This is a genomic window from Modestobacter sp. VKM Ac-2978 (genome assembly GCF_026968025.1).
GTDB lineage: Bacteria > Actinomycetota > Actinomycetes > Mycobacteriales > Geodermatophilaceae > Modestobacter.
The window spans coordinates 103,993-129,498 of record NZ_JAPVBP010000001.1 but is presented as its reverse complement, the minus strand read 5'-3'; the positions used below and the strand labels follow the sequence as shown (position 1 = coordinate 129,498).

22 protein-coding genes are annotated in these 25,506 nt (G+C 73.8%); 9 read left to right on the top strand and 13 right to left on the bottom strand.

Translation table 11 applies throughout. The features are described from left to right. The first annotated feature begins 38 nt into the window (after positions 1-38). From folP to O2W53_RS00595, 4 genes are all read left to right on the top strand, one after another. Positions 39-899: a dihydropteroate synthase gene (gene folP, locus O2W53_RS00610; RefSeq protein WP_269161105.1), complete on the top strand. Its 861-nt coding sequence runs from the start codon at positions 39-41 to the stop codon at positions 897-899. 37 nt (positions 900-936) lie between these two features. Beyond that, the gene (locus O2W53_RS00605; RefSeq protein WP_269161104.1) at positions 937-1,362 is read left to right on the top strand and encodes a PaaI family thioesterase; all 426 of its coding nucleotides are present in this window, start codon (positions 937-939) and stop codon (positions 1,360-1,362) included. Positions 1,363-1,454: 92 nt separating this feature from the next. Continuing rightward, positions 1,455-3,050 (top strand): 4-coumarate--CoA ligase family protein, encoded by a 1,596-nt coding sequence (locus O2W53_RS00600; RefSeq protein WP_269161103.1) that lies wholly within the window; start codon positions 1,455-1,457, stop codon positions 3,048-3,050. Between the two features lie 90 nt (positions 3,051-3,140). Further along, a complete protein-coding gene (locus O2W53_RS00595) occupies positions 3,141-4,133 on the top strand; it encodes an NAD(P)H-quinone oxidoreductase (protein WP_269161102.1) in 993 nt (330 codons plus the stop codon). 3 nt (positions 4,134-4,136) lie between these two features. On the opposite strand, the gene O2W53_RS00590 is transcribed toward O2W53_RS00595, so the two are convergent. After that, a complete protein-coding gene (locus O2W53_RS00590; RefSeq protein ID WP_269161101.1) occupies positions 4,137-5,354 on the bottom strand; it encodes a cysteine desulfurase-like protein in 1,218 nt (405 codons plus the stop codon). 88 nt (positions 5,355-5,442) lie between these two features. On the opposite strand from O2W53_RS00590, the gene O2W53_RS00585 reads away from it, so the two are divergent. Then, positions 5,443-5,973 (top strand): bacterial proteasome activator family protein, encoded by a 531-nt coding sequence (locus O2W53_RS00585; RefSeq protein WP_269161100.1) that lies wholly within the window; start codon positions 5,443-5,445, stop codon positions 5,971-5,973. 6 nt (positions 5,974-5,979) lie between these two features. Here O2W53_RS00585 and O2W53_RS00580 read toward each other — a convergent pair whose 3' ends face one another. From O2W53_RS00580 to O2W53_RS00560, 5 genes are read right to left on the bottom strand one after another with little or no spacing between them, the layout of a single operon-like run. Then, complete coding sequence (locus O2W53_RS00580; RefSeq protein ID WP_269161099.1) at positions 5,980-6,342, bottom strand: glycerol dehydratase reactivase beta/small subunit family protein; 363 nt, start codon at positions 6,340-6,342, stop codon at positions 5,980-5,982. Continuing rightward, positions 6,327-8,213 (bottom strand): diol dehydratase reactivase subunit alpha, encoded by a 1,887-nt coding sequence (locus tag O2W53_RS00575; protein WP_269161098.1) that lies wholly within the window; start codon positions 8,211-8,213, stop codon positions 6,327-6,329. Before O2W53_RS00575 ends, O2W53_RS00580 begins: the two co-directional genes overlap by 16 nt. 1 nt (position 8,214) lies before the next feature. After that, positions 8,215-8,799 carry a propanediol/glycerol family dehydratase medium subunit gene (locus O2W53_RS00570; protein WP_269161097.1) on the bottom strand — a complete coding sequence of 195 codons (585 nt, stop codon included), beginning with the start codon at positions 8,797-8,799 and terminating at the stop codon, positions 8,215-8,217. 2 nt (positions 8,800-8,801) lie between these two features. After that, a complete protein-coding gene (locus O2W53_RS00565; protein WP_269161096.1) occupies positions 8,802-10,514 on the bottom strand; it encodes a propanediol/glycerol family dehydratase large subunit in 1,713 nt (570 codons plus the stop codon). 12 nt (positions 10,515-10,526) lie between these two features. Further along, positions 10,527-10,976 (bottom strand): diol dehydratase small subunit, encoded by a 450-nt coding sequence (locus O2W53_RS00560; protein WP_269161095.1) that lies wholly within the window; start codon positions 10,974-10,976, stop codon positions 10,527-10,529. A 126-nt stretch (positions 10,977-11,102) separates the two neighbouring features. On the opposite strand from O2W53_RS00560, the gene O2W53_RS00555 reads away from it, so the two are divergent. Then, on the top strand, positions 11,103-11,507 hold the full coding sequence (locus O2W53_RS00555; protein ID WP_036339425.1) for a GlcG/HbpS family heme-binding protein: 405 nt from the start codon (positions 11,103-11,105) through the stop codon (positions 11,505-11,507). 168 nt (positions 11,508-11,675) lie between these two features. Then, complete coding sequence (locus O2W53_RS00550) at positions 11,676-13,175, top strand: GAF domain-containing protein (RefSeq protein ID WP_269161094.1); 1,500 nt, start codon at positions 11,676-11,678, stop codon at positions 13,173-13,175. Positions 13,176-13,193: 18 nt separating this feature from the next. On the opposite strand, the gene O2W53_RS00545 is transcribed toward O2W53_RS00550, so the two are convergent. The 7 genes from O2W53_RS00545 to serS all read right to left on the bottom strand — a co-directional run bounded on the left by O2W53_RS00545 (position 13,194) and on the right by serS (position 23,637). Then, entirely contained in the window at positions 13,194-14,714 is a 1,521-nt protein-coding gene (locus tag O2W53_RS00545; RefSeq protein WP_269161093.1) for a chemotaxis protein CheW, read from the bottom strand. A 23-nt stretch (positions 14,715-14,737) separates the two neighbouring features. Beyond that, positions 14,738-16,828: a methyl-accepting chemotaxis protein gene (locus O2W53_RS00540; RefSeq protein WP_269161092.1), complete on the bottom strand. Its 2,091-nt coding sequence runs from the start codon at positions 16,826-16,828 to the stop codon at positions 14,738-14,740. A 169-nt stretch (positions 16,829-16,997) separates the two neighbouring features. Next, complete coding sequence (locus tag O2W53_RS00535; protein WP_269161091.1) at positions 16,998-18,638, bottom strand: methyl-accepting chemotaxis protein; 1,641 nt, start codon at positions 18,636-18,638, stop codon at positions 16,998-17,000. A 183-nt stretch (positions 18,639-18,821) separates the two neighbouring features. Further along, on the bottom strand, positions 18,822-20,462 hold the full coding sequence (locus tag O2W53_RS00530; protein ID WP_269161090.1) for a methyl-accepting chemotaxis protein: 1,641 nt from the start codon (positions 20,460-20,462) through the stop codon (positions 18,822-18,824). Positions 20,463-20,580: 118 nt separating this feature from the next. Continuing rightward, the gene (locus O2W53_RS00525; RefSeq protein WP_269161089.1) at positions 20,581-21,390 is read right to left on the bottom strand and encodes an HAD family hydrolase; all 810 of its coding nucleotides are present in this window, start codon (positions 21,388-21,390) and stop codon (positions 20,581-20,583) included. Continuing rightward, positions 21,383-22,336, bottom strand: coding sequence for an HAD family hydrolase (locus O2W53_RS00520; protein ID WP_269161088.1), 954 nt, complete (start codon positions 22,334-22,336; stop codon positions 21,383-21,385). The genes O2W53_RS00525 and O2W53_RS00520 overlap by 8 nt, the downstream gene beginning before the upstream one ends. Then, positions 22,333-23,637, bottom strand: a complete 1,305-nt coding sequence (gene serS / locus O2W53_RS00515; protein ID WP_269161087.1) for a serine--tRNA ligase — start codon at positions 23,635-23,637, stop codon at positions 22,333-22,335. The genes O2W53_RS00520 and serS overlap by 4 nt, the downstream gene beginning before the upstream one ends. Positions 23,638-23,695: 58 nt before the next feature. On the opposite strand from serS, the gene O2W53_RS00510 reads away from it, so the two are divergent. Both O2W53_RS00510 and O2W53_RS00505 read left to right on the top strand, forming a co-directional pair. Continuing rightward, a complete protein-coding gene (locus O2W53_RS00510) occupies positions 23,696-25,129 on the top strand; it encodes a GuaB1 family IMP dehydrogenase-related protein (protein WP_269161086.1) in 1,434 nt (477 codons plus the stop codon). A gap of 10 nt (positions 25,130-25,139) precedes the next feature. After that, positions 25,140-25,487, top strand: a complete 348-nt coding sequence (locus O2W53_RS00505) for a metallopeptidase family protein (RefSeq protein WP_269161085.1) — start codon at positions 25,140-25,142, stop codon at positions 25,485-25,487. The last annotated feature ends 19 nt before the right edge of the window (positions 25,488-25,506 follow it).

Below are 25,506 nucleotides of genomic sequence, written 5' to 3'. Positions count from 1 at the left end.
TGTCACGGCGCGCCCGACCGGGCTGGTTGAGTGGGTCCGTGCTGCGCATCGGTCCCCTGGACGTCCCGGACGGCGGGCTGGTCGTGATGGCGATCGTCAACCGCACCCCGGACTCGTTCTACGACGGCGGCGCGACCTTCGCGCTGGAGGCCGCGCTGGCCCGGGTGGAGCGGGTGGTGGCCGAGGGCGCGGACATGGTGGACGTCGGCGGGGTGAAGGCGGCGCCGGGCGCGGAGGTGGACCCGGCCGAGGAGATCCGCCGCACCGTCGACCTGGTCGCGGCGATCCGCGCGGCACACCCGCAGCTGCCCATCTCCATCGACACCTGGCGGGCCGAGGTCGGCCGGGAGGCGCTGGCCGCCGGCGCCGACGTGGTCAACGACGCGTGGGGCGGGGTCGACCCGGAACTGGCACACGTCGCCGCCGAGGCCGGTGCCGGGATCGTCTGCACCCACGCCGGCGGCCTCCCTCCCCGCACCCGTCCGCACCGGGTGACCTACGACGACGTCGTCGCCGACATCGTGCGGCGGACGACGGCGCTCGCCGAGGCCGCGGTGGCCGCAGGCGTGGACCGCGAGCGGGTGCTCATCGACCCCGGGCACGACTTCGGCAAGAACACCCGGCACTCGCTGGAGGCGACCCGGCGGCTGGACGAGCTGGTCGCGACCGGCTGGCCGGTGCTGGTGGCACTGTCGAACAAGGACTTCGTCGGGGAGACCCTCGACCTGCCGGTGGACCAGCGGCTGACCGGCACGCTGGCGGCGACCGCGGTCAGCGCCTGGCTCGGGGCCCGGGTGTTCCGGGTGCACGACGTCGCCGCGACCCGGCAGACGCTGGACATGGTGGCCTCCATCCGCGGCGACCGTCCGCCGGCCCGCACCACCCGCGGCCTGGCCTGAGGAAGGACCCCGGAGGTGCGGGGATAGGTTGCCCGGCATGGCCGCCACCGGGTTCCACACCGCCGACGAGCTCAACGACCTGCTGCCGGGCACCTTCCCGGGGTTGCTCGGCATCGTCGTCGACACCCACGAGCCGGGCCGGCTCACCGCCCACCTGGACGTCCGGTCCGAGCTGCTGGCGCCCAACGGCTACCTGCACGCCGGCACCGTGGTCACCCTCGCGGACACCAGCTGCGGCCTGCCCACCCGGGCCCTGCTGCCCGAGGGGTCCAGCGGCTTCACCACCATCGAGCTGAAGAGCAACCACCTGAGCACCGCCCGGGAGGGCCGCATCTCCGTCGTCGCCACCAACGTGCACGCCGGCCGGACGACGCAGGTCTGGGACGCCGTGGTCACCGCCGAGGCCACCGGGAAGACGCTCGCGCTGTTCCGCTGCACGCAGTCCGTCCTCTGGCCTCGCTGAACCGCGGAGCTACCGGCGGGTAGCCCCGGCTGTGGCGCGCGACACGCCGAATGTGAGACTGGCGTCACCGCACCTGAGTCGAGGAGGACCCCGTGGCGTTCGCCAGTCGCTATCCCGATGTCGAGATCCCCGAGCTGTCGGTACCGCAGTTCGTGCTGGGCGGTGCCGCGGAGCGCGCCGACCGCCCGGCGCTGATCGACGGCCTCTCCGGCGAGACGATCACCCACGGTGAGCTCGCCTTCTACGTCGAGCGGGTGGCCGCCGCGCTGCACGCCCGGGGCCTGCGCAAGGGCGACGTCGTCGCCGTCTTCAGCCCGAACACCATCTGGTACCCGGTGGTCTTCCACGGCATCGCCGCGGCCGGCTGCGTGATCAGCCCGGTCAACGCGCTGTACACGCCGGAGGAGATCGCCTTCCAGCTGAAGGACTCCGGCGCCAAGGTGCTGGTCACCGTCTCGCCGTTCCTGGACCGCGCGTTGGCCGCGGTGGAGAAGGCGCCCGTCGACGAGGTCATCGTGATGGACGGCGCCGAGGGCCACACCTCACTGCGCGACCTGATCACCGCCGACGCCCCCGCGGTCCAGGTCGACATCGACCCGGCGAACGACCTGATCACGCTCCCGTACTCCAGCGGCACCACCGGGCTGCCCAAGGGCGTCATGCTCACCCACCGCAACCTGGTGGCCAACGTCAGCCAGTCCCGCCCGCTGGCCGGCGTCGACGAGGGCAACGAGCGGATCATCGCCGTCCTGCCGTTCTTCCACATCTACGGCCTGACCGTGCTGATGAACCAGGGCCTGCAGTGGGGCGGCGCCGTCGTCACCCTGCCCCGGTTCGACCTGGAGCAGTTCCTCCGCACCATCCAGGACCAGAAGATCACCCGGGCCTTCGTGGCCCCGCCGATCGTGCTCGCGCTGGCCAAGCACCCGATGGTCGACCAGTTCGACCTGTCCTCGCTGCGCAGCGTCACCTCCGGCGCCGCCCCGCTGGACGAGTCGCTGGCGCAGGCCGCCCAGGACCGGCTCCGCAAGGGCGCCGCCGAGGGCACCGCGGTGGGCCAGGGCTACGGCATGACCGAGCTCTCCCCGGTCTCGCACACCACGCCGGAGGCCGGGCTCGAGCCGGCCGGCGCCGGTGAGACCCCCAAGGGCACGGTCGGCTACGCGCTGCCCAACACCGAGTGCCGGCTCATCGACCCGGCCACCGGCGAGGACGCCGCCCCCGGCGAGCGCGGTGAGCTGTGGGTGCGCGGGCCGCAGGTGATGAAGGGCTACCTGAACAACCCGCAGGCCACCGCCGAGACGCTGGACGACGAGGGCTGGCTGCACACCGGTGACGTGGCGATCGTCGACGACGAGGGCCGCTACACCGTGGTCGACCGGGTCAAGGAGCTGATTAAGTACAAGGGCTACCAGGTGGCGCCGGCCGAGCTGGAGGCCGTGCTGCTGAACAACCCGCAGATCGCCGACGCCGCGGTGATCGGGGTGCTGGACAAGGAGAGCGGCGAGGAGCTGCCCAAGGCCTTCGTCGTCCGCGCCCCCGGCTCGGAGATCACCGAGGACGACATCAAGGCCTACATGGCCGAGCACGTCGCCCCGCACAAGAAGATCCGGCTGGTCGAGTTCATCGAGCAGGTGCCCAAGTCGATGGCCGGCAAGATCCTCCGCAAGGACCTCAAGAACCGCTGAGGCACCCGGGACGGGGCCGCGAGCAGGTCTGCGGCCCCGTCCCGGGCCCTGCGAGGGGTGGGAACGACCGAGTCCTCCTAGGGTCGAGGCATGCGTGCGGTGACGATCTCCTCCCCTGGCGGCCCCGAGGTGCTCGGCTGGGGTGAGGTGCCCGACCCGGTCTGCGGGCCCGGCGAGGTGCTGGTCGACGTGGCCGCCACCGCGGTGAACCGCGCCGACACGTTGCAGCGCCAAGGCCACTACCCAGCCCCGCCGGGCGCCAGCGAGGTGCTCGGCCTGGAGTGCAGCGGCGTGATCAGCGAGGTCGGCGCCGAGGTGACCGGCTGGTCGGTGGGCGACGAGGTGTGCGCCCTGCTGTCCGGTGGCGGGTACGCCGAGCGGGTCGCCGTCCCGGCCGGGCAGCTGCTCCCCCGGCCGGCCGGTGTCGAGCTGGCCACCGCCGCGGCACTGCCCGAGGTCGTGTGCACCGTCTGGTCGAACGTCTTCATGCTCGCCGGGCTGCGGGCCGGCGAGGTGTTCCTGGTGCACGGCGGCTCCAGCGGCATCGGCACCATGGCGATCCAGCTGGCCGCCCGCGCCGGGGCCCGGGTGGCGACCACGGCCGGCAGCGCCGAGAAGCTGGCCTTCTGCCGCGAGCTGGGCGCCGACGTCCTCGTGAACCACCGCGAGCAGGACTTCGTCGACGTGGTGCGGGAGGCCACCGACGGGCACGGCGCGGACGTCGTCCTGGACATCATCGGGGCCAAGTACCTGGCCCGGAACCTCGACGTGCTGGCCACCGGCGGCCGACTGGTGGGCATCGGCATGCAGGGCGGCACCAAGGCCGAGATCGACCTCGGCAAGCTGATGCGCAAGCGCGGCTCGGTGCACGCGACCACGCTGCGCTCGCGACCGGCGACCGGGCCCGGCGGCAAGGCCGAGATCGTGGCGGCGGTGCGGCACGACGTGTGGCCCGACGTCGAGCGGGGCGTCGTCCGGCCGATCGTGGACCGCCGGCTGCCGATGTCCCGGGCCGGCGAGGCGCACGCCCTGCTGGAGTCCAGCGCCCACATCGGCAAGGTCCTGCTCGTCCCCGACGCCTGACGGCTACCGCAGGTCGGCGACGGCGTCGACGAGGCGGTCGACCTCCTCGACGGTGTTGTAGTGCATCAGGCCCAGCCGCACGGCGCCGCCGGTCTCGTTGACCCCGATCGCGTCGAACAGCTCGCGGGAGTAGAAGTCGCCGTCCCAGGCGCAGACGCCGCTCCGGGCCAGCTCGGTGGCCGCCTGCCGGGGGCGCAGCCGGTCGACGGTGAAGGACAACGTCGGCGTGGTCCACGCCGGGTCGCCCAGCACCTGCACGTGCGCCATCGACCGCAGCGCCCCGTCCAGCCGGGTGAACAGCTGCTCCTCGTAGCGGCTCACCGCGGCCATCGAGGTGCGCAGCCGCTCCCGCCGGGAGCCGGTGGCCTCCAGGCAGAGGGCCGCCAGGTGGTCCACCGAGGCCGCGACGCCGGCGTAGAGCTCGAACGGCGGCGCGCCCGTCTCGAACCGGTCGGGCACCCGCTCCGACGCGGGCAGCAGCTTGTCCGGCCACAGCTCCTCGAGCAGCCCGGGGTGGGCGACCAGGGCGCCGACGTGCGGACCGCACCACTTGTAGGCCGACAGCAGGAGGAAGTCCGCACCCAGCTCCTCGACGTCCAGCGGGGCGTGCGGCGCGGCGTGCGCGGCGTCGACCACGACCAGCGCCCCGACCCGGTGCGCGCGCTCGGCGATCGAGGCGACGTCAGGGCGGGTGCCGATGGCGCTGCTGGCCGCGGTGACGGCGACCAGCCGGGTGCGGTCGGTGACCAGCTCGTCGTACTGCCAGTCCGGCAGCTCCCCGGTCTCGATGTCCACCTCGGCCCACCGCACGGCCATGCCGAGCTCCTCGGCGACCGTCAGCCACGGGCGGATGTTGGCGTCGTGGTCCAGCCGGCTGACCACGAGCTCGTCGCCGCGGCGCCAGTGCTTGGCCAGCGCCCGGGCGACGGCGTAGGTCAGCGTGGTCATGTTCGGCCCCAGGACGACCCCGCCGGGTGCGCCGCCCACCAGGTCGGCCACCGCGGACCGCGCGCCGGCGACCAGCTGCTCGGCCCGGGCGGAGGAGGCGAAGACGCCACCCCGGCCGGCGATCGGCACCCGCATGGCCTGGGAGACGGCGCGCACCACGCTCTCCGGCACCAGCGCGCCCCCGGGCCCGTCGGCGTGCACCAGGCCGTCGGACAGCCCCGGGAACAGGCCCCGGACGCGGGCCACGTCCAGCTGGCCCTCCCCCGACGACATGCGGGGAGCGTAGTCAGTCGGCCGCCCGCGCCGGACCGGCGCGGCCCCTCGACAGGCAGCTCGACGACACCGGGGCAGGATGGGGGGCATGACAGCACCAGGCACCGGTGAGCCAGGCCGCCAGCAGGTCCTCGTCGTGGGCCCGGACGGGCAGCCGGTCGGCGGCATGCACCTGCCGGAGGGCGACGAGGGCGGCATGGCGGGGGTCGGCGACCTCGTCGAGCAGCCGGCGAAGGTCATGCGGATCGGCACGATGATCAAGCAGCTGCTCGAGGAGGTCCGGGCGGCGCCCCTGGACGACGCGAGCCGCAACCGACTGCGCGACATCCACGCCTCCTCCATCCGCGAGCTGGAGCAGGGGCTGGCCCCCGAGCTGCGCGAGGAGCTGGAGCGGATCACGCTGCCCTTCACCGAGGGCGAGACCCCCTCGGACGCCGAGCTGCGGATCGCCCAGGCGCAGCTGGTCGGCTGGCTGGAGGGCGTCTTCCACGGCATCCAGACCGCGCTGTTCGCCCAGCAGATGGCCGCCCGGGCGCAGCTGGAGGAGATGCGCCGCAAGGCCCTCCCACCCGGCGCACCGGCCCAGGAGCACCGCCCCGGTGGAGGCCAGTACCTCTAGCCGGGCTCAGCCCAGCGGCAGGCCCTTCACGATCCGGGCCGCAGTCCGGCCGGTCCTGCGCCAGTCCCGGGGGCCGGCGTCCGGGCCGGTCGTCGTCGCCGGACGGTGAGGGGGCAGCTTGCCGTGGTGCACCGCGACCGCCCCGGCGGCGTCGACGCCGACGCCGACCTCCAGCTGGGAGTCCCGGGCGGCCGCGTGCGCCAGCCCGACGGCGTCCGCCGGCTGATCCGGGGCGTCGACGACGTCGGTCGGCACCCCCTCCTCCTCCGCGCCGGCGCAGACCTCACGCAGCACCGCCGCCGGCGCGGCGGGGGAACGGTGCACGAGCACGGCCGGCCGCTGCCGGGCGTCGGTCACCCGGCCGGGCACGGCGACGACGCAGCTGCGTGCGCCCGGACCAGCCCCGACGCGACCGCGTTGCGCGGGCCCTGGGTGCCCAGCACGTTGCCCGTCCCGCAGACGATGCCGTAGGGCGCGAGCTCGTCGGCGATCAGCTCGGGGATCTCGAAGTCCAGCGCGGAGCCGCCCAGCAGCACCACGAAGTCCAGGGCCCGCAGGTCGCCGCCCGGCGCCACCTGCTGCAGCGCCCGGACGGCGTTGACCACGAACACCCGGCTCTTGGCCGCCCGGCGCACCCGGCGGACGTGGTCCAGGCCGTGCCGGGTGTCGACGGGCACCGGGCCGTCCGGGGTGAGCACCACGACCCGGGCGAACACGTGCGGCGGGAAGGGCTGGTCGAAGAACTGGACGGTGCCGTCCTCGTGCCGCAGGTGGAAGAAGCTCTCCACCTTGGCCAGCGGGTGCCACTTCACGCCCTCGGCGACCTCCCGGTCACCCAGCGCCAGCTCGGAGTCGATCAGCTTGGTGACCAGCTCCCCGGCGCCGGCCACGTGGACGGCGGTGCACACGCCGTCCACGGTCATCAGCGCGGCGTCGGTCGACCCGCCGCCCAGGTCCAGGACGGCGACCGGCCGGTCGACGCCGGGGGTGGTCAGCGCCCCACCCACGGCCATCTCCCCCTCGACGCCGCCGATCTCCGTCCGCGCCCCGAGCTCGGCGGACACCTGGTCGGCGACCAGCTGCATGCGGCTGCGACTGGTCCGCACCATCGCCGCGAGCGCGACGGCGTTCTCCAGCGCGATCTCTCCGGCCAGTCCCCCGCGCACCTCGGCCGGCACGAACGTGTCGACCGCCAGGACGTCGCGGATGGCGATCTCGGACGCCGGCTGCGCCGATCCGTCGGCGCCGTGCAGCACGTCGGACATGGTGTCGCGGACCTGGGCGAGCATCCCGCCGACGTGGGTGCCGGGTTCCCCGTGCACGTCGTCGAGCGGCTGCAGCCGGGCGACGGTGGCCATGATCGCCTCGGCCCCGGCGTCGACGTCGATGCGGAGCTCTCTCCCCGCCCCGCGCAGCACCAGCTCGCCCACCGGGATCCGCCGGTCGGTGACGTCCCCGGACGGGGTGCGCACCACCACCGCCGACCGGTTCCCGGTGAGCGCACGCGCGACCGGTGAGACCGCCCGGGTCTGGTCCGGGTCGAGGTCGAACACCGAGGCCAGGCCGTAGGAGTCCGACAGGGTCCGGATGGTCCGCCCCGGTGCGGCCACCTCGACCGCGGCCAGCATGCCCAGGGGCACCTTCTCGACCGCCCGCACCTCGTCGACGACGGGCACCGCCCGGTCCAGCCGGTTGGTGACCAGCACGGCGTCGTCCCCGGCGAGGACGGCGGCCACCACCGCCACCCCACCGGCGACGGCGGCGTTGACCGCCCGCGCCACGTCGTCGAAGTCCCATCCGGCCGGGACCACACAGACCACCGGCTCGCCCGGCGGCTGCGCGGTGAGGTCGGCGATCGACACGGTGGTGCCGACGGCGAGCCCCTCGCCGCCCGGGGTCGTCGGGTTGTGCCCGATCATCGTGGACTCGGTGATGATCGTCTCGGTGATGGTCTCCATCGCCAGGCCGCTGATCACCGGGGTCGCCTCGTTGAGCAGCACGGTGTGCACCTCGTCGGGGCGCCGGCCGGCCCGGGCCAGCACCTCGCGGACCACCCGGAGCGCGCCGACGGTGTTGTCCGGCGTGCCCTTGACCCCGGTGGTCCGGGTCAGGTCGGCGCCCAGGTACGTCAGCGACCCGTCCGGGGCGAGCGCGGCCAGGCACGCCTCGGTCGTCGAGTTGCCGATGTCGACGCCGACGACCAGCCGGGCCGACGACGGGTCGTGGCCGGGCGCACCCACCTCAGCCCGCGTCGGTCAGCTCGAACACGGCCTCGACCTCCACCGGGCCCTGACCTGCCGCGATGCACTCGAACTCTTTGAGGTGCAGGAGCGCCGCCTTCGCCTGCCAGCGGGGTCGCGCCATCTGGTCGTTGCGGGTGGGCACCGGCTGGGGCGACTCGCCCTTCGCGTACTGCGCGGCGTTCGAGCCGATCATGCGGAACACCGCCGGGTCCAGCAGCGGCGACTGCGGGAACAGCTCCAGGTTGCTCAGCCGGGCGAGGTCCTTCTGGTGGATCATCGTCGTCCCGCGGGACAGGATCCCGACGGAGATGCCGGAGCCGGAGAGCTTGGCCCCGATGTGCGCGATGGCCGCCAGGTCCGCGGTGTCCTGGACCCGCACCAGCCGGACGCCCACGCCCTGCTCCTCGATGCCGGCCATCAGCTGGCGCAGCACCTCGGCGTGCGGGACGTCGACGATCGTCTTGGTGAAGTGCCCGGCGAAGGCCGGGGACACGGCGATCACCACCTCGTCGGGCCGCGTCCCGCGGGTCGCCGGGGACAGCTCGCGGAGGCTGACGGTGCGGGTGGGCGTGGAGAGCGTCATGGTCAGCCGACCTCGGTCTCGGGGTCCGTCGCCGACGTGACGTGCCGGAGCTTCTTCAGCTCCGCCCAGCGTTCTCCCTGCAGGCGGTAGCCGGTGCCGGGGCCGGCGTAGTCGTTCGGGTCGTTGATGGCCGACAGCGGGGTGAAGTCGGCGGTGAGCACCGCGGAGGTCTGCAGCAGGTCACCGGACACCCGCTGGCGCAGCACGGTCAGCAGGTTCTCGGCGACGTCGTGGAACCCGCTCGCCTCCAGCCCCTTGACGATGTCGAGGCCGGTGATGCCGCGGTCCATGACCGCCTGGGCGCCCTTGAGGTCGGCCAGCACGTCCCGGAAGGGGTAGTCGGCGGAGGAGTTGGCGTAGGTGGCCGCCTCCACCTCGTCGTCGGTGACGGCCGGCAGGTCGAGGTACGCGAACAGGGCCTGGAGGGCGCGGGCCGCCTTGCTCCGAGCCAGGAGGATCTCGTCCTCGCGCACGTGCCGCAGCCCGCCGTCGACCTGGAAGTCGCGCTGGATGGTGTTCCAGTCGTCGTAGTCCTCGGTGTCGAAGTTCGACCCGGCGAACATGTTGTCCGCGTTCGGCACCGCGGAGAAGCCGGAGCAGACGAAGTCGGTGCCGGGCAGCAGCTGCGGCATCATCCGGGCGGTCCGGCGCATCGCCGAGTGCGAGAAGGACTGGTCGTTCCCGGAGGCGCACTCCAGGTCCATCATGCTGGCGACCAGGTTCTCCGCGGCCACCGCGCGCAGCCCGCCCGGCACGGCACCGGGCACCCCGATGCAGCTGATCGAGCCGTTCTGCAGCCCCTGCACCCCCGCGCCCTTGGCCATCAGGATGCAGCGGATCTCCAGGTAGAGCATCGACTTGCCCTCGGCGTTGCCCATCTGCACCTCCGACCCGGTGCCGGAGGTGAAGCGCATCTTGATCCCGCGGGAGGCGTAGGCGGAGGCGAGGAATGCTTTGGACCAGGGGGTGTCGTCCCCGTCGATGAACACCGACTCGGTGCCGTAGATGGAGATCGTCTCGGCGTAGGCGGTGATCCCGCGCATGCCGAGCTCGAGCTCGGTGGCCTCCTCCAGCGCGCACTGGGTCAGCACGCCCCCGCGCCCGACCTGGGCACCCACCTGCAGCGCGATGGCCACCAGCGGTGCGTAGCGCAGCACGCCCAGCGTCGTCTCCAGCTCGGCGAAGCCGCGCAGCGCTCCCTCCGCCGCGTCGGCGGCGACCTGGACGGGGTTGTCCCGGGCGCTGGTGGAGTGCGCCTGGTTGGCCGGCGTCCGCCGGGCCCGCATCTTCTGCATCCCCTGCATGATCTCGACGACGTTCATCAGCTTGAGGACGTCGAGCACCTTCGCCGGGGTCAGGCCCCGGGTGACCGCGAGGACGTCGTCCCGGGAGGCCCGGGGGTCGATCAGCATCCGGGCGATCTCGGCGGAGGGGAGGGCGTTGGACTCCTCGGCCGAGGCCACGTCGATGGCGTGGTCGGCGATGAAGGTGTCCATGAAGTCGAAGTCGGCGCGCTGCCGGCCGTCCAGCTCGACGATGCGCCCGTCCTCGACGCGCACGCTGGGCGCCGGGTCGTACGCGCTCTCCATCGCGACGAGGCCCTTCTCGGGCCACTCCTCGACGAACCCGTCGAGGTTGACCGGCCGCGCTTCGAGGACGTCGGTGCGCAGCGAGTGCCGTGGCTCGGGCGAGCGCCGCGGTTGGGTGGTGGTCATGGACGTGTCCTCTCAGCTCTCGGACCCGGCGGCGGGCCGGGCGAGCAGGTCGCGACGGGCGTAGACCTCGGCCGCCTCTCGGACGAGGGCCGCACAGACGGGCGCCGACCAGGTCCCCTCCAGCCGATCGGCCATCGCGGCCAGCTGATCGGCGGTGGAGGCGCGCGGGCGGAGCGCGTTGTACATCCCGAGCACCTCGGCGTCGGGGATCGCGCACATCTCCGCCGCCCGCCGGAAGTTCATCGCCAGCTGCGGGCGGTTGCTCGCGTCGGCCAGCTGGGCCTGCAGCTCCAGCGTCTCCGGGGCGATCCGCAGGTCCTCGGCCGACAGCTCCCCCGACAGCACTGCGTCCATCGTCAGCGCGGTGATCGGCTTGCCGGTCGGGGTCCGGAGCAGCTCCGGTCGGTTGACCGACAGCGGGTAGTCCCCCGTGCCCAGCCTGGTGTCCTGCGAGGTGCTCATCGGGACTTCCCTCCTCGTCCGCCAGTTCACCGAGACTGTGACACAGGACACGTTGCCTGTTCGTTGCCTCCGACGGCTCGAGGGCGGGGCTGTACCGGGGGCCACCCGGACTGCTTGGGTGTGACGATGACCACATCGCTCTCGCACGCCGACGCCCGCCGGGTCCTGGACGCCGGCATCGCCCGGGCCGAGGAGATCGGCCAGCCGATGAACGTCGCCGTCGTCGACGACGGCGGCCACCTGCTCGCGTTCGGGCGGATGGACGGCGCCATCAAGGCGAGCATCGACATCTCCACCCGCAAGGCCGTCACCTCGGTGCTGATGGCCCTGCCCACGGCCGCGCTGACCGACCTGGTGCAGCCGGGCGCCGAGCTCTACGGCCTGGAGCAGACCGCCGGTGGGATGGTCGCCTTCGGCGGCGGGATCCCGCTGGAGCGGGACGGCGTGATCGTGGGTGCCGTCGGGGTGAGCGCGGGCTCGGTGGCCCAGGACGTCGACGTCGCCACCGCCGCGGCAGCGGCCCTCGGCTGAGGCGCGGCAGCGGCCCTCGGCTGAGGCGCGGCAGCGCCCTCCCGCTGAGCTGAGGCCCTGGAGCGCGGAGCGACCTCCCGCGGCTGGTTGCCCGGGGTCCGGGCGTGAGCGATGATCCGCACCGACGCCAGTGCCGGCGTCTGGGCTGCGAGGCCGCTCGGGGGTGCGATGTCGTGCGATGCAGAGCACCTGGCCGGCGAGGACGAGCACCTCGACCCCCGCGAGCGCGCCCGGGCGCTGGCTGAGACCTTCGACGCGGTGCTCGGTCAGGACACCGTCCGCCGCGCCCCCCGGCCGGTGGTCTCCGCGTCCTGGGAGCGGAGCCTCGCCGCCCGGGTCGACCCGGAGCGCCGGACCCCGCCGGTGGTCCACGCACCCGACGAGCTGGACGACCTCCGCGCCGCCCATCCGTTGAACGTGGTCATGCCCCTGCTGCGCAGCGCGCTGGCGGGCGTCGCCGACGAGGTGGCGCACCTGGTCCTGGTGACCGACGGCGCCGGCCACGTCCTGTGGCGCGACGGCGACCGGGAGCTCCTCGGGCGAGCGGACCGGGTCGGCCTCTTCCCCGGCACCGACTGGAGCGAGGGGGCCATCGGGACCAACGCGATGGGGACGGCGCTCGCCGTCGGGGCGCCGGTGCAGATCCACTCGGCGGAGCACCTGGTCCGCACGTACCACTCCTGGACGTGCGTCGCGGCCCCGGTGCACGACCCGGACACCGGGGCGGTCATCGGCGTCCTCGACGTGAGCGGCCCGCTGCAGACGGTGCACCCGGCCCTGGCGCAACTGGTCGCGGCCACCGCACGACTCGCCGAGGACCAGTTGCGGGTCCGGCTCGCCATCGCCGACCACAACCTGCTGCTCCGGCTGTCGCTGCCCCGCCGGGACGGCGAGGCCGCGGCCTTCGTGACCCCCAGCGGCCGGGTGCTGGCCGCCGAGCCCGACGGGCGGTGGCCGGCGCGGGTCCAGCTGGACGACACCGACCAGGTGCGGCTGCCCGACGGACGGGAGGCGCAGGTCGAGCGGCTCCCGGACGGCTGCCTGCTCCGGACCGCGGCCCGCCGCGCCCGGCCGGCCCCCCGCCCGGCTGCGCACGCGCTGTCGTTGCGGTGCACCGGGGAGGGGACGCCCACGGTGGTCGTCGACGGCCGCTGGATCCCGCTGCCCCTGCGACTGGCGGAGGTCCTCCTGCTCCTCGCCCGGCACCCCGACGGCCTCACCGGGGAACAGCTCGCCCGGCTGCTGTACGGCGACCGCGGGAACCAGACGACGGTGCGCGGCGAGATCCGCCGGCTCCGCGCGGTCCTCGGCGCGGACCTGCTGCAGACCCGGCCGTACCGGTTGGTGGCCGAGGTCGCCAGCGACGTCGGGACCGCGGGTCGGGCGCTGGCGGCCCGGCACGTGGGCGCCGCCCTCAGCGCCTGCCGCGGCCCGGTCCTGCCCCGGTCGGAGGCGCCGACGATCCGTCAGCTGAGCGACGAGCTCACCGCGGGCCTGCGCCGCGCCGTGCTCGCCACCGACGACCCCGAGCTGCTGCACACGTTCAGCACGCACCCCCTGGGCGAGCACGACGGCGCGGTCCACGACCGGCTGGCCGAGCTCCTGCCGCCGGCCGACCCACGGTCTGCCGCGGTGGCCGCCCGCCGGGCGCGACTGCTCATCGACTGACCACGGAGCCGGTCCCGCTCAGTGGACGAGGAGCTCCTCGTCCACGGCCGGCCGGGGCACCGGCACGGCGGACTGGCCGTGCATCGTGCGGGCCACGTGCTGCAGGTCCAGACACGGCAGCAGCCGGGTGTCGGCACCCACCTGCACGAGGGGCGAACGCCGCAGGAGGTCCGCCAGCCGGTCCGCGCCCGGCCGGCCGGGCTGGTCGGGGTCGGTCCAGGTCAGCGGGTCGATGCTGCGCAACGCGTCGACGGCGAACGCCACCGGCTCGCCGACGTCCACCACCAGCAGACAGCTGGCCGCCGTCACCTGCAGCTGGGGCAGCCCGAGCAACGTGGCCAGGCACAGCACCGGGACGGCCGCGCCGCGGTGCACCACGACGCCCAGCACACCCTGGCCGACCGACGTCCCGGTGACCTCGGCCGGGTACGGGACGATCTCGCCGACCTGCTCCAGCGGCGTCGTGACGTCGATGCCGACGGAGAAGGTCAGGTACGGCGGCGCACCGGTGGCGCTCGCCCGCCCGCTGCCGCCCGGCGAGCCGGGGTCCGCACCGGCCGCCGGGGTGTTCATCGCGGCGAGCGCCAGCACTCGCGGATCGGCCAGCAGCGCGGCGCCGTCCAGCACCAGGCAGGTCGTGCCGTCCACGTCGGCCAGGCCACGCAGCAGCTCCGGCCGGGGGACGGCGAAGGCCGGCACCGGGAGCACGGCGCCCTCGGCGAGGTCGGTGAGCGCGATCAGCGCGTCCACGGCGAGGACGACGTGACCACTGCCGGTGTCGACCACGACCCCGGCCTCAGCGGTGGCGGTGCCCAGGCTCCCCAGCCCGAGCAGGGCCAGTGGGTCGACGACGGCGACGTCCTGCCCGGCGAACCCGGTCACCCCGGCGCACACACCGCCGGACAGCACCGAGGGCCGCGGCGACGGGCTCGGCAGCGTGGTGTGCACCTGGGCGACGTCCAGCGCGAGCACGTGCGGGCCGCACCGCAGCAGGGTGACCGACGTCCGGTCGCCCGACGGGACCGGACCGCCGGCGCCGACCGACGAGGCCGACCGCGCCACGTCGGCCACGGTGGGCAGCCCCGGCCGGCACACGACCGCCGCCGCGTCGAGCACGCTGGTGGCCCGGCCGGTCTCCGGGTGCTGGAAGGTGTGCGAGAACAGCAGCTCCCCGGCCGCCACCCGCATCGGCAGCAGCGCGGTGTGCGGGACCCTGGCGACCCCGCACACCTCGTCGGCCAGCAGACCCAGCGACTGCCCGTCCACCGCGACGACGACCACGACCTGGCCCGGGTGCCGCGCCGCCGGGCGGCCGAGCACCAGCCGCAGGTCCACGACCGGCAGCACCGTCGTCCGCAGGTCCATGGCCCCCAGCAGGCCCACCGCATCGGCCGGCAGGCCGGCCAGCTCGGCCGGGCACGGCACGACCTCGCGCAGCACCGCCAGCGGCAGCGCAACATCGACCCCGGCCAGCCGGATCATCCCGTAGACCTCACCGGCCGCCGCCCCGGTCGACGCGGCCGGCTGCACCCCGGTCATCGCCCAGTCCTCGCCGGGCCGGCTCAGCGGGCCGGGTCGGCGGAGGTCAACTGGGTGATCAGGGCGTCGACCTCCTGCGAGGCGGCCTGCTGCCGGCAGGTGGCCGAGGAGATGGACTTGATGACCTCGTTGGTCTGCCCGACGCTGTCGACGATCCGGGCGAACGCCGCCTCGGCCCGCTGGGAGACCGTCGACCCCTGCTCGACCCGCTCCGCCGACTCCTCGATCAGCTTGCCGATCTGCTGGGCGGCGTCGAACGACCGCTCCGCGAGACGGCGGACCTCACCGGCCACGATCGAGAAGCCCACCCCGTGCTCGCCGGCCCGGGCGGCCTCGATCGAGGCGTTGAAGGCCAGCAGGTTGGTCTGGTTGGCGATCTCCCCCATCACCCGGACGATCTCGGAGATCGAGACCGAGGAGCGCTGGATCAGCGCGATCGCCTCGAGCGAGGCCCGGAGCGCCTCGACGCCCTCCGCGGCGTCCCCGTGGGTCTTCTCGGCCAGGCCGGTCGCGGCGGCCGAACTGCGGGCGATCTCGTCGATCGAGGTGGCGAGCTTGCGGACCGAGGCCGTCATGTCCCGGGTGCCGTCGGACACCCGGCGTTCCCGCTCGACCTCGTTCGTCACGTCGTAGGCGTACTTCACCACCTTGACCGGAGCGCCGGACAGGTCGAGCACCGGGTTGTAGGTGGCCTGGATGTGCACGTCGCGGCCGAACTTGCCCTTGCGGTGGAACCGGCCGGCGATGAGCTCGCCCTTGCCCAGCCGCAGCCAGAAGTCCCGGTACTCGGGGGAGACGCGGTACTCCTCGTCGCAGAAGAGGCTGTGGTGCTGACCGGTGACCTCGCGGAGCGAGTAGCCCATGGTGCGCAGGAAGTTGTCGTTGGCGGCGAGCACGTTGCCGTCGAGGTCGAACTCGATGACCGCCTGCGCGCGGTCGACGGCGTTGACCCGCGCCTCGATGTCGGCGTTGCGCAGCTTGGCGTCGGTGACGTCGCTGGCGAACTTCACGATCTTGAAGGGGCGGCCGTCGTCGTCCAGGATCGGGTTGTAGGTGGCCTGGATCCAGACCTCACCGCCGTCCTTGCCGACCCGGCGGTACTCGCCGCCGGCGTACTGGCCCCGGCCCAGCAGCTCCCAGAACTGCCGGTACTCGTCGGTGGCGGTGTACTCGGGGTCGCAGAACATGCGGTGGTGCTGGCCGACGACCTCCTCGAGCCGGTACCCCATGACCTCGAGGAAGTTGGGGTTGGCGCCCAGCACCACGCCGTCCAGGCCGAACTCGATCACCGCCTGGGAACGCTCGATGGCGGCGACCTTCCCCCGCGACTCGGCGTTGTGGGCGCGCTGTTCGGTGAGGTCGCTGGCGAACTTGACGACCTTCACCGGACGACCGGCCAGGTCGAGGATCGGGTTGTAGGTGGCCTGCAGCCACACCTCACGGCCGCCCTTGGCCACCCGCTTGTAGAGACCGGAGGTGTAGCGGCCGGTGCCCAGGTCGGCCCAGAACCTCCGGTACTCCTCGGTGGCGGCGTGCTCGGGCTGGCAGAACATGCGGTGGTGCTCGCCGACGACCTCGTCCAGCGCGTAGCCCATCGCGTCCAGGAACAGCTGGTTGGCGGAGAGCACGTGCCCGGCCAGGTCGAACTCGACGACCGCCTGCGAGCGCTCGATGGCCGCGACCTTGCCCGCGGAGTCGGCGGCGGCGAGCTTGACGGCGGTGACGTCGCTGGCGAACTTGACCACCTTCACCGGCGTCCCGGCACTGTCCAGGATGGGGTTGTAGGTGGCCTGCAGCCACACCTCGCGGCCGCCCTTGGCGAGCCGGCGGTACTCCCCGCTGCTGAACGCCCCGGTCGCCAGGGCCGCCCAGAACTGCCGGTACTCCTGGGTGTCGGCGTGGGCGGGGTCGCAGAACATGCGGTGGTGCTCACCGACGACCTCGTCGAGCTCGTACCCCATGACGTCGAGGAAGTTCTGGTTCGCGGTGACCACGTGACCGGTCAGGTCGAACTCGATCACCGCCTGCGCCCGGTCCAGCGCCGCCACCAGGCTCGCGTACTCGTGCAGCTGGGCGGGGATCGGGGTGGATCCCTTGGTGGTGGCTGCGGGCATGGGGGCCTCCGGTTGCTACGTGGCGTCGTCGCCTGCGGCCGGGTGTTGGACCGGTGACGCGGACCTCATCGGCAGGCCGCAGATGCGGCGTGACCGGGTGGGCACCATCCGGTGCCGGACAACGCGAACGGCCCCGACGCACCGCGCCGGGGCCGTTCGTGCCGATCGGTCAGACGGTGAACCGCCGGACGGCGTCCTGCAGCTCGTCGCTCATCCGGGCCAGGTCCGCGGCCGAGCGCTGCGCCTCCGCGACGCCCTCGTTGGTCTGCTGGGTGCCCGCGGCGAGACCGGAGATCGCGGTCGCGATGCTGCGCGAGCTGCCCGCCGCCTCGGCCACGTTCCGGTTCATCTCGTTGGTGGTGGCGGTCTGCTCCTCCACCGCCGCGGCGATCGTGGCCTGGTAGTCGTTGATCTCGCCGATCACCGAGCTGATCTCCCCGATCGCCGAGACCGCCCCGGCGGTGTCGGCCTGGATCGCCTCCACGCGCTGGGAGATGTCCTCGGTCGCCCGGGCGGTCTCCTGCGCCAGCTCCTTCACCTCACTGGCCACCACCGCGAAGCCCTTGCCCGCCTCACCCGCACGGGCGGCCTCGATCGTGGCGTTCAGCGCCAGCAGGTTCGTCTGCTCGGCGATCCCGTTGATCAGCTTCACCACCGTGGCGATCTCCTGCGAGGAGTCACCCAGCTTCCCGACCGTCCGCGTGGTGTTCTCCGCGACCGCGACGGCCTGACCGGCCACCCGGGACGCCTCGCTGGCGTTCCGGCTGATCTCCCGGATCGCGGCCTCCATCTGCTGGGAGCCGGTGGCGACGGTGTCGACGCTGGCGGCGACCTCCCCGGCGGAGCTGACGACGACGTCGGCCTGGCCGGTCGCCGCCCGGGCGCTCTGGGCCATGCCCGCGGCGCCGGCGTTCAGCGCCTGCGACGCCACCGCCAGCCGGCCGGCGGAGTCGTTGACCAACCGGAGCACGCCGCTGAGCGAGTCCAGGGTCGAGTCCAGGGAGCGGGCGACCTCGCCCATCTCGGCACCACCGGTGGCGCCGGCCCGGACGCTCAGGTCACCGTCGGCCACCTGGTCCAGCACCTCACGCACCCGCTGCACGGGGCCCATCACCGACCGGACGACGAGCAGCGCCAGGACGACGGAGACCAGCAGCCCGACCACGATGATCCCCAGCGTGAGGGCACGGGCACTGCTGTAGGCGTCCTCCGCCCCTGCCGCCGTGGCGACCGCGTCGGCGGCTGCCGCGTCGGTGGCAGCCACGATCGCCGCGGAGATGGTCGTCTCGGTCTCGTTCATCTGGGCGATGAGGGCGAGGGTCTCCTGCGGGGCGCGGGTGCCCTGGCCGGCCGACAGCTGCTGGAGCAGGCCGAGGTACTGCTGCGACGCGGCGACGAACTGGTCGTAGCCGGCCCGCGCCTCGGCCGACAGCGGCAGCTCACCGGTGGCTGCGGTCTCCTCCGTCAGTGCCTGGAGGTTCTCCGTCGACGCCTGGGCGAAGGCGGCCCGGGTCTCGGCCGGCAGGGACGCGATGCTGGCCCGGGCGTTGCTGGCGGAGAACTGCCACCACCCGGCCTGCAGCCGGCGGAGCCCGTCCAGCGGGACGGCGCCCTCGGAGTACACCTGCTCGGCCTTGTCGCTGAGCATCGACATCCGCTGGATGCCGACCAGCCCGACGGTCAACGTGGTCAGCGCCACCAGCAGGATCGCCAGGAGGAGGCGGCCACGCAGCCCCACCCGGGCGGACAGCGACGAGCTCCCGGCCCTGCTCGACTCGGGGGTTGCCGGTCCCTGCGCCATGACGTCCATCTGTCCCTCTTCTGCCCACGGCGCGCCCGTGCGGCCCACCGCCTCTGTGATCGGCAGCGGCCGCCCGCTCCTCGACCCGGTGTGTCGCACGCGACCCCGGCGGCGGCCCCCGGCCGGCCCGGGACGACGACGGCGCCGGCCACCGCGAGCTGCGGTGACCGGCGCCGTCGGATCGGCCCTGTGTCAGACGGTGAACCGGCTGACCGCGTCCTGCAGCTCGTCGCTCATCCGGGCCAGCTCGACCGCGGACCGCTGGGCGTCCTCGACCCGCTGGTTGGTCTCCGCCGTACCGGCAGCCAGCCCGGTGATCGCGGTGGCGATGCTGCGCGAGCTGCCCGCCGCCTCGGCCACGTTCCGGTTCATCTCGTTGGTGGTGGCGGTCTGCTCCTCCACCGCCGCGGCGATCGTGGCCTGGAAGTCGTTGATCTGACCGATGACGTTGCTGATCTCCCCGATCGCGTCCACCGCACCGGCGGTGTCGGCCTGGATCGCCTCCACCCGGCGGGAGATGTCCTCCGTGGCCCGGGCGGTCTCCTGCGCCAGCTCCTTCACCTCACTGGCCACCACCGCGAAGCCCTTGCCCGCCTCACCGGCACGCGCGGCCTCGATCGTGGCGTTCAGCGCCAGCAGGTTCGTCTGCTCGGCGATCCCGTTGATCAGCTTCACCACCGTGGCGATCTCCTGCGAGGAGTCACCCAGCTTCCCGACCGTCCGCGTGGTGTTCTCCGCGACGTTCACCGCCTGCCCGGCCACCCGCGACGCCTCGCTGGCGTTCTGCGAGATCTCCCGGATCGCGGCCTCCATCTGCTGCGACCCGGTCGACACCGTGTCCACGCTGGAGGCGACCTCACCGGCCGAGGCCACCACGACGTCGGCCTGACCGGCCGCCGTCCGGGCGTTCTGCGCCATCGACTCGGCACCGGCGTTCAGCTGCAGCGACGCCGTGGCCAGCCGCCCGGCCGAGTCGTTGACCAGGCTCAGCACACCACTGAGCGCGTCCAGCGTCTCGTCCAGCGACTCCGCGACCTGGCCGAGCTCGGCACCGCCGGTGGCGCCGGCGCGCACCCGCAGGTCACCGGCGGTCACCTGGGCGAGCACCTCCCGGATCCGGTCCACCGGCCGGGTCACGCTGCGTGCGACCAGCACGGCGAGGGCGACGGAGATCGCGAAGCCGATCGCCACGCCGAGGAGCGTCAGGGTGCGGGCGGCGGCGTACGCGTCGCGGGCCTCCTGCACGGTGGCCTCGGTGGCGGCGATCTGCGCGTCGCTGGCCGCCGCGAGTGCATCGATGGCGTTGGTCTCGGCCTCGATCAGCGTGGGCAGCACGGACATCGGGTCGCCCCCGGACGCGGCGATCTCGCCCATCTGGGCGCTGGCGTCGTCGTAGAGCGCGATCGCGGTCTGGAAGTCCTGGAACGCGGCCTCGGTGGCGGGCCGGAGGGCCACCTCGTCCAGGCCGGCGCGCAGCCCGTCCAGCGTCTCCCGGATGGCCACCGTCTGCTCCTCCAGGGACTGCACGATCTCCGGCGAGAGGCCCGCACCCGTGGAGCGGGAGACGGTCGCCTGGTACTGCCAGTAGGTGGAACGGAGCAGCAGGATGTCGCGGAGCGGGACGGCGCCCTCCTCGTAGACCACCTCCGCCTGGTGGCTGAGCGCGGACATCCGCGAGATGCCGAGGCCGCCGACGACGAGCGTCATCAGCGCGACGGTCAGGAAGGCCGCGAGCAACCTGCCGCGCAGCCCGATCCGGGCCAGCGGGTTGCCTGCACGCTCGTCCGTCGGGTCGGGGACGTGCGTCGCGGAGTCGTGGGTCGTCGGGTCCATGGCGTGCCTCTCGTCGCGCGGGCGCACGAGCGCGCCCCTCGCCCATGGGATCGGCACCATGGGCGACCGACTCGACCGGAGATCCGATAACGAAACGAATCGGTCGCCCGGTGGACGGTCAGGCGCGCAGGGAGGCCAGCAGCGTCGCGACGCCCTCGGCGTCGTTCGAATCGGTCACGTCGGTGGCCGCCGCGAGCACGTCCGGGTGGGCGTGCGCCATCGCCACGGCGCGGCCGCCACCCTCGCGCACCCAGTCGAAGGCGGCCAGGTCGTTGGGCATGTCGCCGAAGTAGACGACGTCGGCCGGCGTCAGCCCCCGTTCGGCGGCGAGCCGGGCCAGACCGGTGGCCTTCGTGATCCCGACGGCGGAGATCTCGGCCATCGCGTCGGACGAGGAGTACGTGACCGTGGCGGTGTCCCCCACGACCTCGGCGACCAGGGCGACGAACTCCTCGCGGCCCATCCGCTCGTGCCGGGCCAGCAGCTTGGCCACCGGCTGGGCGACCATCTCGGCCAGCGTGGCCACCGCGACGCCGGGGGCGTCCCGGTCCCAGCGCGGCCGGTAGATCGGCTCGTGCCGGAACTGGTCGCCGTACTCCACCGCGAACCAGGTGTCCGGCTGGTGCTCGCGCAGCTTCCCGGTGACCTGCTGGAGCACCTCCGGCTGGACCGGGTGCTCCTCCAGCACCCGGAACTCCCCCAGGTCCAGCAGCACCGCGCCGTTGCAGCAGATCGCGGTGCCGCCGCCCAGGCGGTCCCGCACCCCGAGCATCCAGCGGGGCGGGCGGCCGGTGGCCAGCACCAGCGGGACGCCCTCATCGGCCCAGCGGTGCAGCTCGGCCAGGGTGGCGTCGCTGATCGTCTCGTCGCTGCGCAGCAGCGTGCCGTCCAGGTCGCTGACGATGAGCTTCGGCCGCCAGTCAGACATCGGTGCCCTCCAGGGCGAGCAGGGCCTCGAGGTAGCGGGCGACGCCGTCGGCGTCGTGGCCGCTGGTCCGGTCACCGGCGGCGGCCCGGACGGTCAGGTGGGCGTTGGCCATCGCGACCGCCCGGCCCCCGGCGGCGGTGACCGCCTGGAACATCGGGAGGTCGTTGGGCATGTCGCCGAACACCAGCACGTCACCGAAGCCGATGCCCAGCTCGGCCAGGGCGACGGCCAGCCCGGTGGCCTTGGTGACCCCCGGCGGCAGCACCTCGATGAAGCCCAGCCCGGCGTGGGTCAGCTCGGCGTCGGCCGGGTCGACCACCGAGCGGGCCAGCGCGACCAACTGGTCCTCAGCCAGCCGCGGGGAGCGGAGGAACACCTTGAGCACCGCCCCGACCGGCAGCACCTCGTGCCGGGGCAGCAGGTGGGCCGGCTCCGGGTAGGGCCAGTCGAAGCCGTGCTGCACCCGCAGCGGGCGCAGCGCCTCGGCCTGCTCGGCGGCGTCCTCCACGGCCACGATCAGCTCACCGGCGACGTCCTCGATCGCGGCGATGACCTCGGTGGCGACCTCGCGGGTCATCCCGACGGTGCGCAGCACCTCGTCGGCGGCGCCGTCGGAGCCGAACCGGACGACGTAGCCGCCCTGAGCCAGGACGGCGATCCCCTGGCCGCCCAGCGCGGCGCGGACGCTCTCCAGCAGGCGGGGGCCGCGGCCCGTGGCCCCGACGACCGGGATGCCCGCGGCGCGGCAGGCGGCGACCGCGGCGGCGGTGCGCCCGCTGACCTCGCCGTCCGAGTCGAGCAGGGTGCCGTCCATGTCGCTGACCACCAGCCGCGGCCGCCAGCTGCCCAGCCGTGCCCCGAGGTCGCCGAGGTCGACCAGCTCCTGTGCGCGGCCGGCCGCGGCCGGCGCGGTGAGGCCACCACCGCCGGGCTGGTCCCCGGTCATGCGGGGAGGCCCGGTGCGGCGACCGCGGCCAGCGACATGCCGGGGGTGAGGACGGCGTGCCCGCCCAGCCAGGGGCGAAGTGCGGCGGGCACGTGCACCGAACCGTCGGCCTGCTGGTGCACCTCGAGCAGGCAGGCGATGGTGCGGGCGATCGCGCACAGGGTGCCGTTGAGCGTGGCGGCCGGCTGCGGCTTCCCGTCGGCGTCCCGGTGCCGGATCTGCAGCCGGCGGGACTGGAAGGTGGTGCAGTCCGAGGTGCTGGTCAGCTCGCGGTAGGCGCCCTGGCTGGGGAACCATGCCTCGATGTCGAACTTGCGGGCGGCGCTGGTGCCCAGGTCACCGGCGGCGATGTCGACCACCCGGTAGGGCAGCTCGAGGAGCTGGAGGAACTCCTCCTCCCACTGCAGCAGGCGGCGGTGCTCGGCCTCGGCCTCCTCCGGCGCGCAGAAGCTGAACATCTCGACCTTGTCGAACCAGTGCACGCGGATGATGCCGCGGGTGTCCTTGCCGTAGGAGCCGGCCTCGCGGCGGAAGCAGGACGACCAGCCGGCGTAGCGGCGGGGCCCGGCGGAGAGGTCGAGCACCTCCCTGGCGTGCATCCCGGCGAGCGCCACCTCCGAGGTGCCGACCAGGTAGAGGTCGTCGCGCTCGACCCGGTAGATCTCCTCGTCGTGCTCGCCGGTGAAGCCGGTGCCCTCCATCGCCTCGGGCTTGACCAGGGCCGGGGCGATGACGGGGACGAAGCCCGCGGCGACGGCGCGGGTGATCGCCAGCTGGGCGAGGGCGAACTCCAGCAGCGCGCCCGGGCCGGTCAGGAAGTAGAAGCGGGCGCCGGAGACCTTGGCGCCGCGCTCCATGTCGATGGCGCCGAGGGCCTCACCGATCTGCAGGTGGTCGCGCACCTCGAAGTCGTAGGTGGGCACCTCCCCCACGGTCCGGATCTCGACCGCGTCGTCCTCACCGCCCGGGGGCACGTCGGGGTGGACGACGTTGGGGATCCGCAGGTGCAACGCGTGCAGCGTCGCGTCGGCGGTGCGCTCGGCCTCCTCGGCCTCCTTCACCTGGGCGGCCAGCGCCTTCGCCTTCTCCAGGACGGCGGGACGCTCCTCCGGGCTGGCCTTCTTGACCGCCTGGGACGCCGCCTTCTGCTCCCCGCGCAGGTCGTCGGCGGCCTTGACAGCGGCCCGGCGCTCGGCGTCCGCGGCCAGCAGGGCGTCGACCCGGGACTCGTCGGCACCCCGGGCACGCTGACTGGCGCGGACGAGGTCGGGGTTCTCGCGGACGAGGCGCAGGTCGATCACGCCCTGATCGTAGGTGCCGGGGCCCGCGGCGACGGACCACCCGAGGGACACTGGGGGCATGCGGTTCCTCGGTGACACCCGCCCGGCCCACGACCTGACCTACGCCGACGTCTTCATGGTGCCGGCGCACTCGACGGTCGGTTCCCGGCTGGAGGTCGACCTGACCACCCCGGACCGGGTGGGGACGACGATCCCGATCGTCGTCGCCAACATGACCGCGATCTCCGGACGGCGGATGGCCGAGACCGTGGCCCGGCGCGGTGGCCTCGCCGTCCTGCCGCAGGACATCCCGGTCGACGTCGTCGGCGAGGTCGTGTCCTGGGTGAAGCACCGGCACCCGGTCTACGACACCCCGATCACGCTCTCCCCCACCTCCACCGTGGGCGAGGCGCTGTCGCTGCTGACCAAGCGGGCGCACGGCATCGTCGTCGTCGTCGAGGCCGGTGCCCCGGTCGGGATCGTCACCGACGGCCAGTGCCAGGGCGTCGACCGGTTCACCCAGCTGGCCGAGGTGATGACCCGTGACCCGCTGACCATCCCGGCCGGCACCGACCTGCCCAAGGTCTTCGACGTCCTGTCCGGGGAGCGGGTGAGCGCGGCCCCGGTGGTCGAGGGTGACCGGCTGGTCGGCGTCATCACCCGCAAGGGCGCGCTGCGCTCGGCGATCTACACCCCGGCCACCGGGCCCGACGGCCAGCTGCTCACCTCCGCGGCGGTCGGCATCAACGGCGACGTCGCCGGCAAGGCGAGCGCCCTGCTCGCGGCCGGGGCCGACGTCCTCGTGGTCGACACCGCGCACGGGCACCAGGAGAAGGCCATCGAGGCGGTGGCCGCGGTGCGCTCGGTGGCCGGGTCCGTCCCGGTCGTCGCCGGCAACGTGGTGACCGCGCAGGGCACCCGCGACCTGATCGAGGCCGGGGCGGACGTCGTCAAGGTCGGCGTCGGCCCGGGCGCCATGTGCACCACCCGGATGATGACCGGCGTCGGCCGCCCCCAGTTCTCCGCGGTCGAGGAGTGTGCCGCCGCCGCCCGCGAGCTCGGCAAGCACGTCTGGGCCGACGGCGGCGTGCGGCACCCCCGCGACATCGCCCTCGCGCTGGCCGCCGGCGCGGCGAACGTGATGGTCGGCTCCTGGTTCGCCGGCACCTACGAGAGCGCCGGCGACCTGTACGAGGACGGCACCGGCCGCCGGTACAAGGAGAGCTTCGGGATGGCCTCGGCCCGCGCGGTGAAGGCCCGGACGTCGACGCAGAGCGGCTTCGACCGGGCCCGCGCCGGGCTGTTCGAGGAGGGGATCAGCTCCTCGCGGATGTACCTGGACCCGGCCCGGCCCGGCGTCGAGGACCTCATCGACCAGGTCGTGGCCGGCGTCCGCTCGTCGTGCACCTACGCCGGTGCACGCACGGTCGACGAGCTGCACGAGCGTGCGGTGCTGGGCGTGCAGAGCGCAGCGGGCTACGAGGAGGGCCGCCCGCTGCCGACCAGCTGGTGATCCGGCGCTGATGGACGCGATCCCGCTCCCCCGCTTCGAGGAGCTCGTCGCCGACGCCCTGGACGAGGTGCCCGAGGAGCTGATGGCGCTGCTGGACAACGTCGTCGTGCTGGTCGAGGACCGGAACCCCGAGGAGCCGAGCCTGCTGGGCGTCTACGAGGGGTACGCGCTGACCGAGCGCGGCTGGGACCACTCGGGCGCCCTGCCGGACCGGATCATGATCTACCGCGCGGCGATCTGCGACATCTGCGAGGACGAGGAACAGGTGGCCGAGGAGGTCACGATCACCGTCGTCCACGAGATCGCCCACCACTTCGGCATCGACGAGGAGAAGCTGCACGCGCTCGGCTGGGGCTGAGGACGGGCCGTGGCTTGGG

Bases quoted from the DNA above. Each gene is read 5' to 3' on its own strand.
- O2W53_RS00505 (WP_269161085.1), top strand. From the start codon at position 25,140: ATGGACGCGATCCCGCTCCCCCGCTTCGAGGAGCTCGTCGCCGACGCC.
- O2W53_RS00535 (WP_269161091.1), bottom strand. From the start codon at position 18,638: ATGGACGTCATGGCGCAGGGACCGGCAACCCCCGAGTCGAGCAGGGCC.
- O2W53_RS00530 (WP_269161090.1), bottom strand. From the start codon at position 20,462: ATGGACCCGACGACCCACGACTCCGCGACGCACGTCCCCGACCCGACG.
- O2W53_RS00570 (WP_269161097.1), bottom strand. From the start codon at position 8,799: ATGACGCTCTCCACGCCCACCCGCACCGTCAGCCTCCGCGAGCTGTCC.
- O2W53_RS00555 (WP_036339425.1), top strand. From the start codon at position 11,103: ATGACCACATCGCTCTCGCACGCCGACGCCCGCCGGGTCCTGGACGCC.
- O2W53_RS00605 (WP_269161104.1), top strand. From the start codon at position 937: ATGGCCGCCACCGGGTTCCACACCGCCGACGAGCTCAACGACCTGCTG.
- O2W53_RS00585 (WP_269161100.1), top strand. From the start codon at position 5,443: ATGACAGCACCAGGCACCGGTGAGCCAGGCCGCCAGCAGGTCCTCGTC.
- O2W53_RS00595 (WP_269161102.1), top strand. From the start codon at position 3,141: ATGCGTGCGGTGACGATCTCCTCCCCTGGCGGCCCCGAGGTGCTCGGC.
- O2W53_RS00540 (WP_269161092.1), bottom strand. From the start codon at position 16,828: ATGCCCGCAGCCACCACCAAGGGATCCACCCCGATCCCCGCCCAGCTG.
- O2W53_RS00525 (WP_269161089.1), bottom strand. From the start codon at position 21,390: ATGTCTGACTGGCGGCCGAAGCTCATCGTCAGCGACCTGGACGGCACG.
- O2W53_RS00565 (WP_269161096.1), bottom strand. From the start codon at position 10,514: ATGACCACCACCCAACCGCGGCGCTCGCCCGAGCCACGGCACTCGCTG.
- O2W53_RS00550 (WP_269161094.1), top strand. From the start codon at position 11,676: ATGTCGTGCGATGCAGAGCACCTGGCCGGCGAGGACGAGCACCTCGAC.
- O2W53_RS00560 (WP_269161095.1), bottom strand. From the start codon at position 10,976: ATGAGCACCTCGCAGGACACCAGGCTGGGCACGGGGGACTACCCGCTG.
- O2W53_RS00590 (WP_269161101.1), bottom strand. From the start codon at position 5,354: ATGTCGTCGGGGGAGGGCCAGCTGGACGTGGCCCGCGTCCGGGGCCTG.
- O2W53_RS00510 (WP_269161086.1), top strand. From the start codon at position 23,696: ATGCGGTTCCTCGGTGACACCCGCCCGGCCCACGACCTGACCTACGCC.
- O2W53_RS00520 (WP_269161088.1), bottom strand. From the start codon at position 22,336: ATGACCGGGGACCAGCCCGGCGGTGGTGGCCTCACCGCGCCGGCCGCG.
- O2W53_RS00545 (WP_269161093.1), bottom strand. From the start codon at position 14,714: ATGACCGGGGTGCAGCCGGCCGCGTCGACCGGGGCGGCGGCCGGTGAG.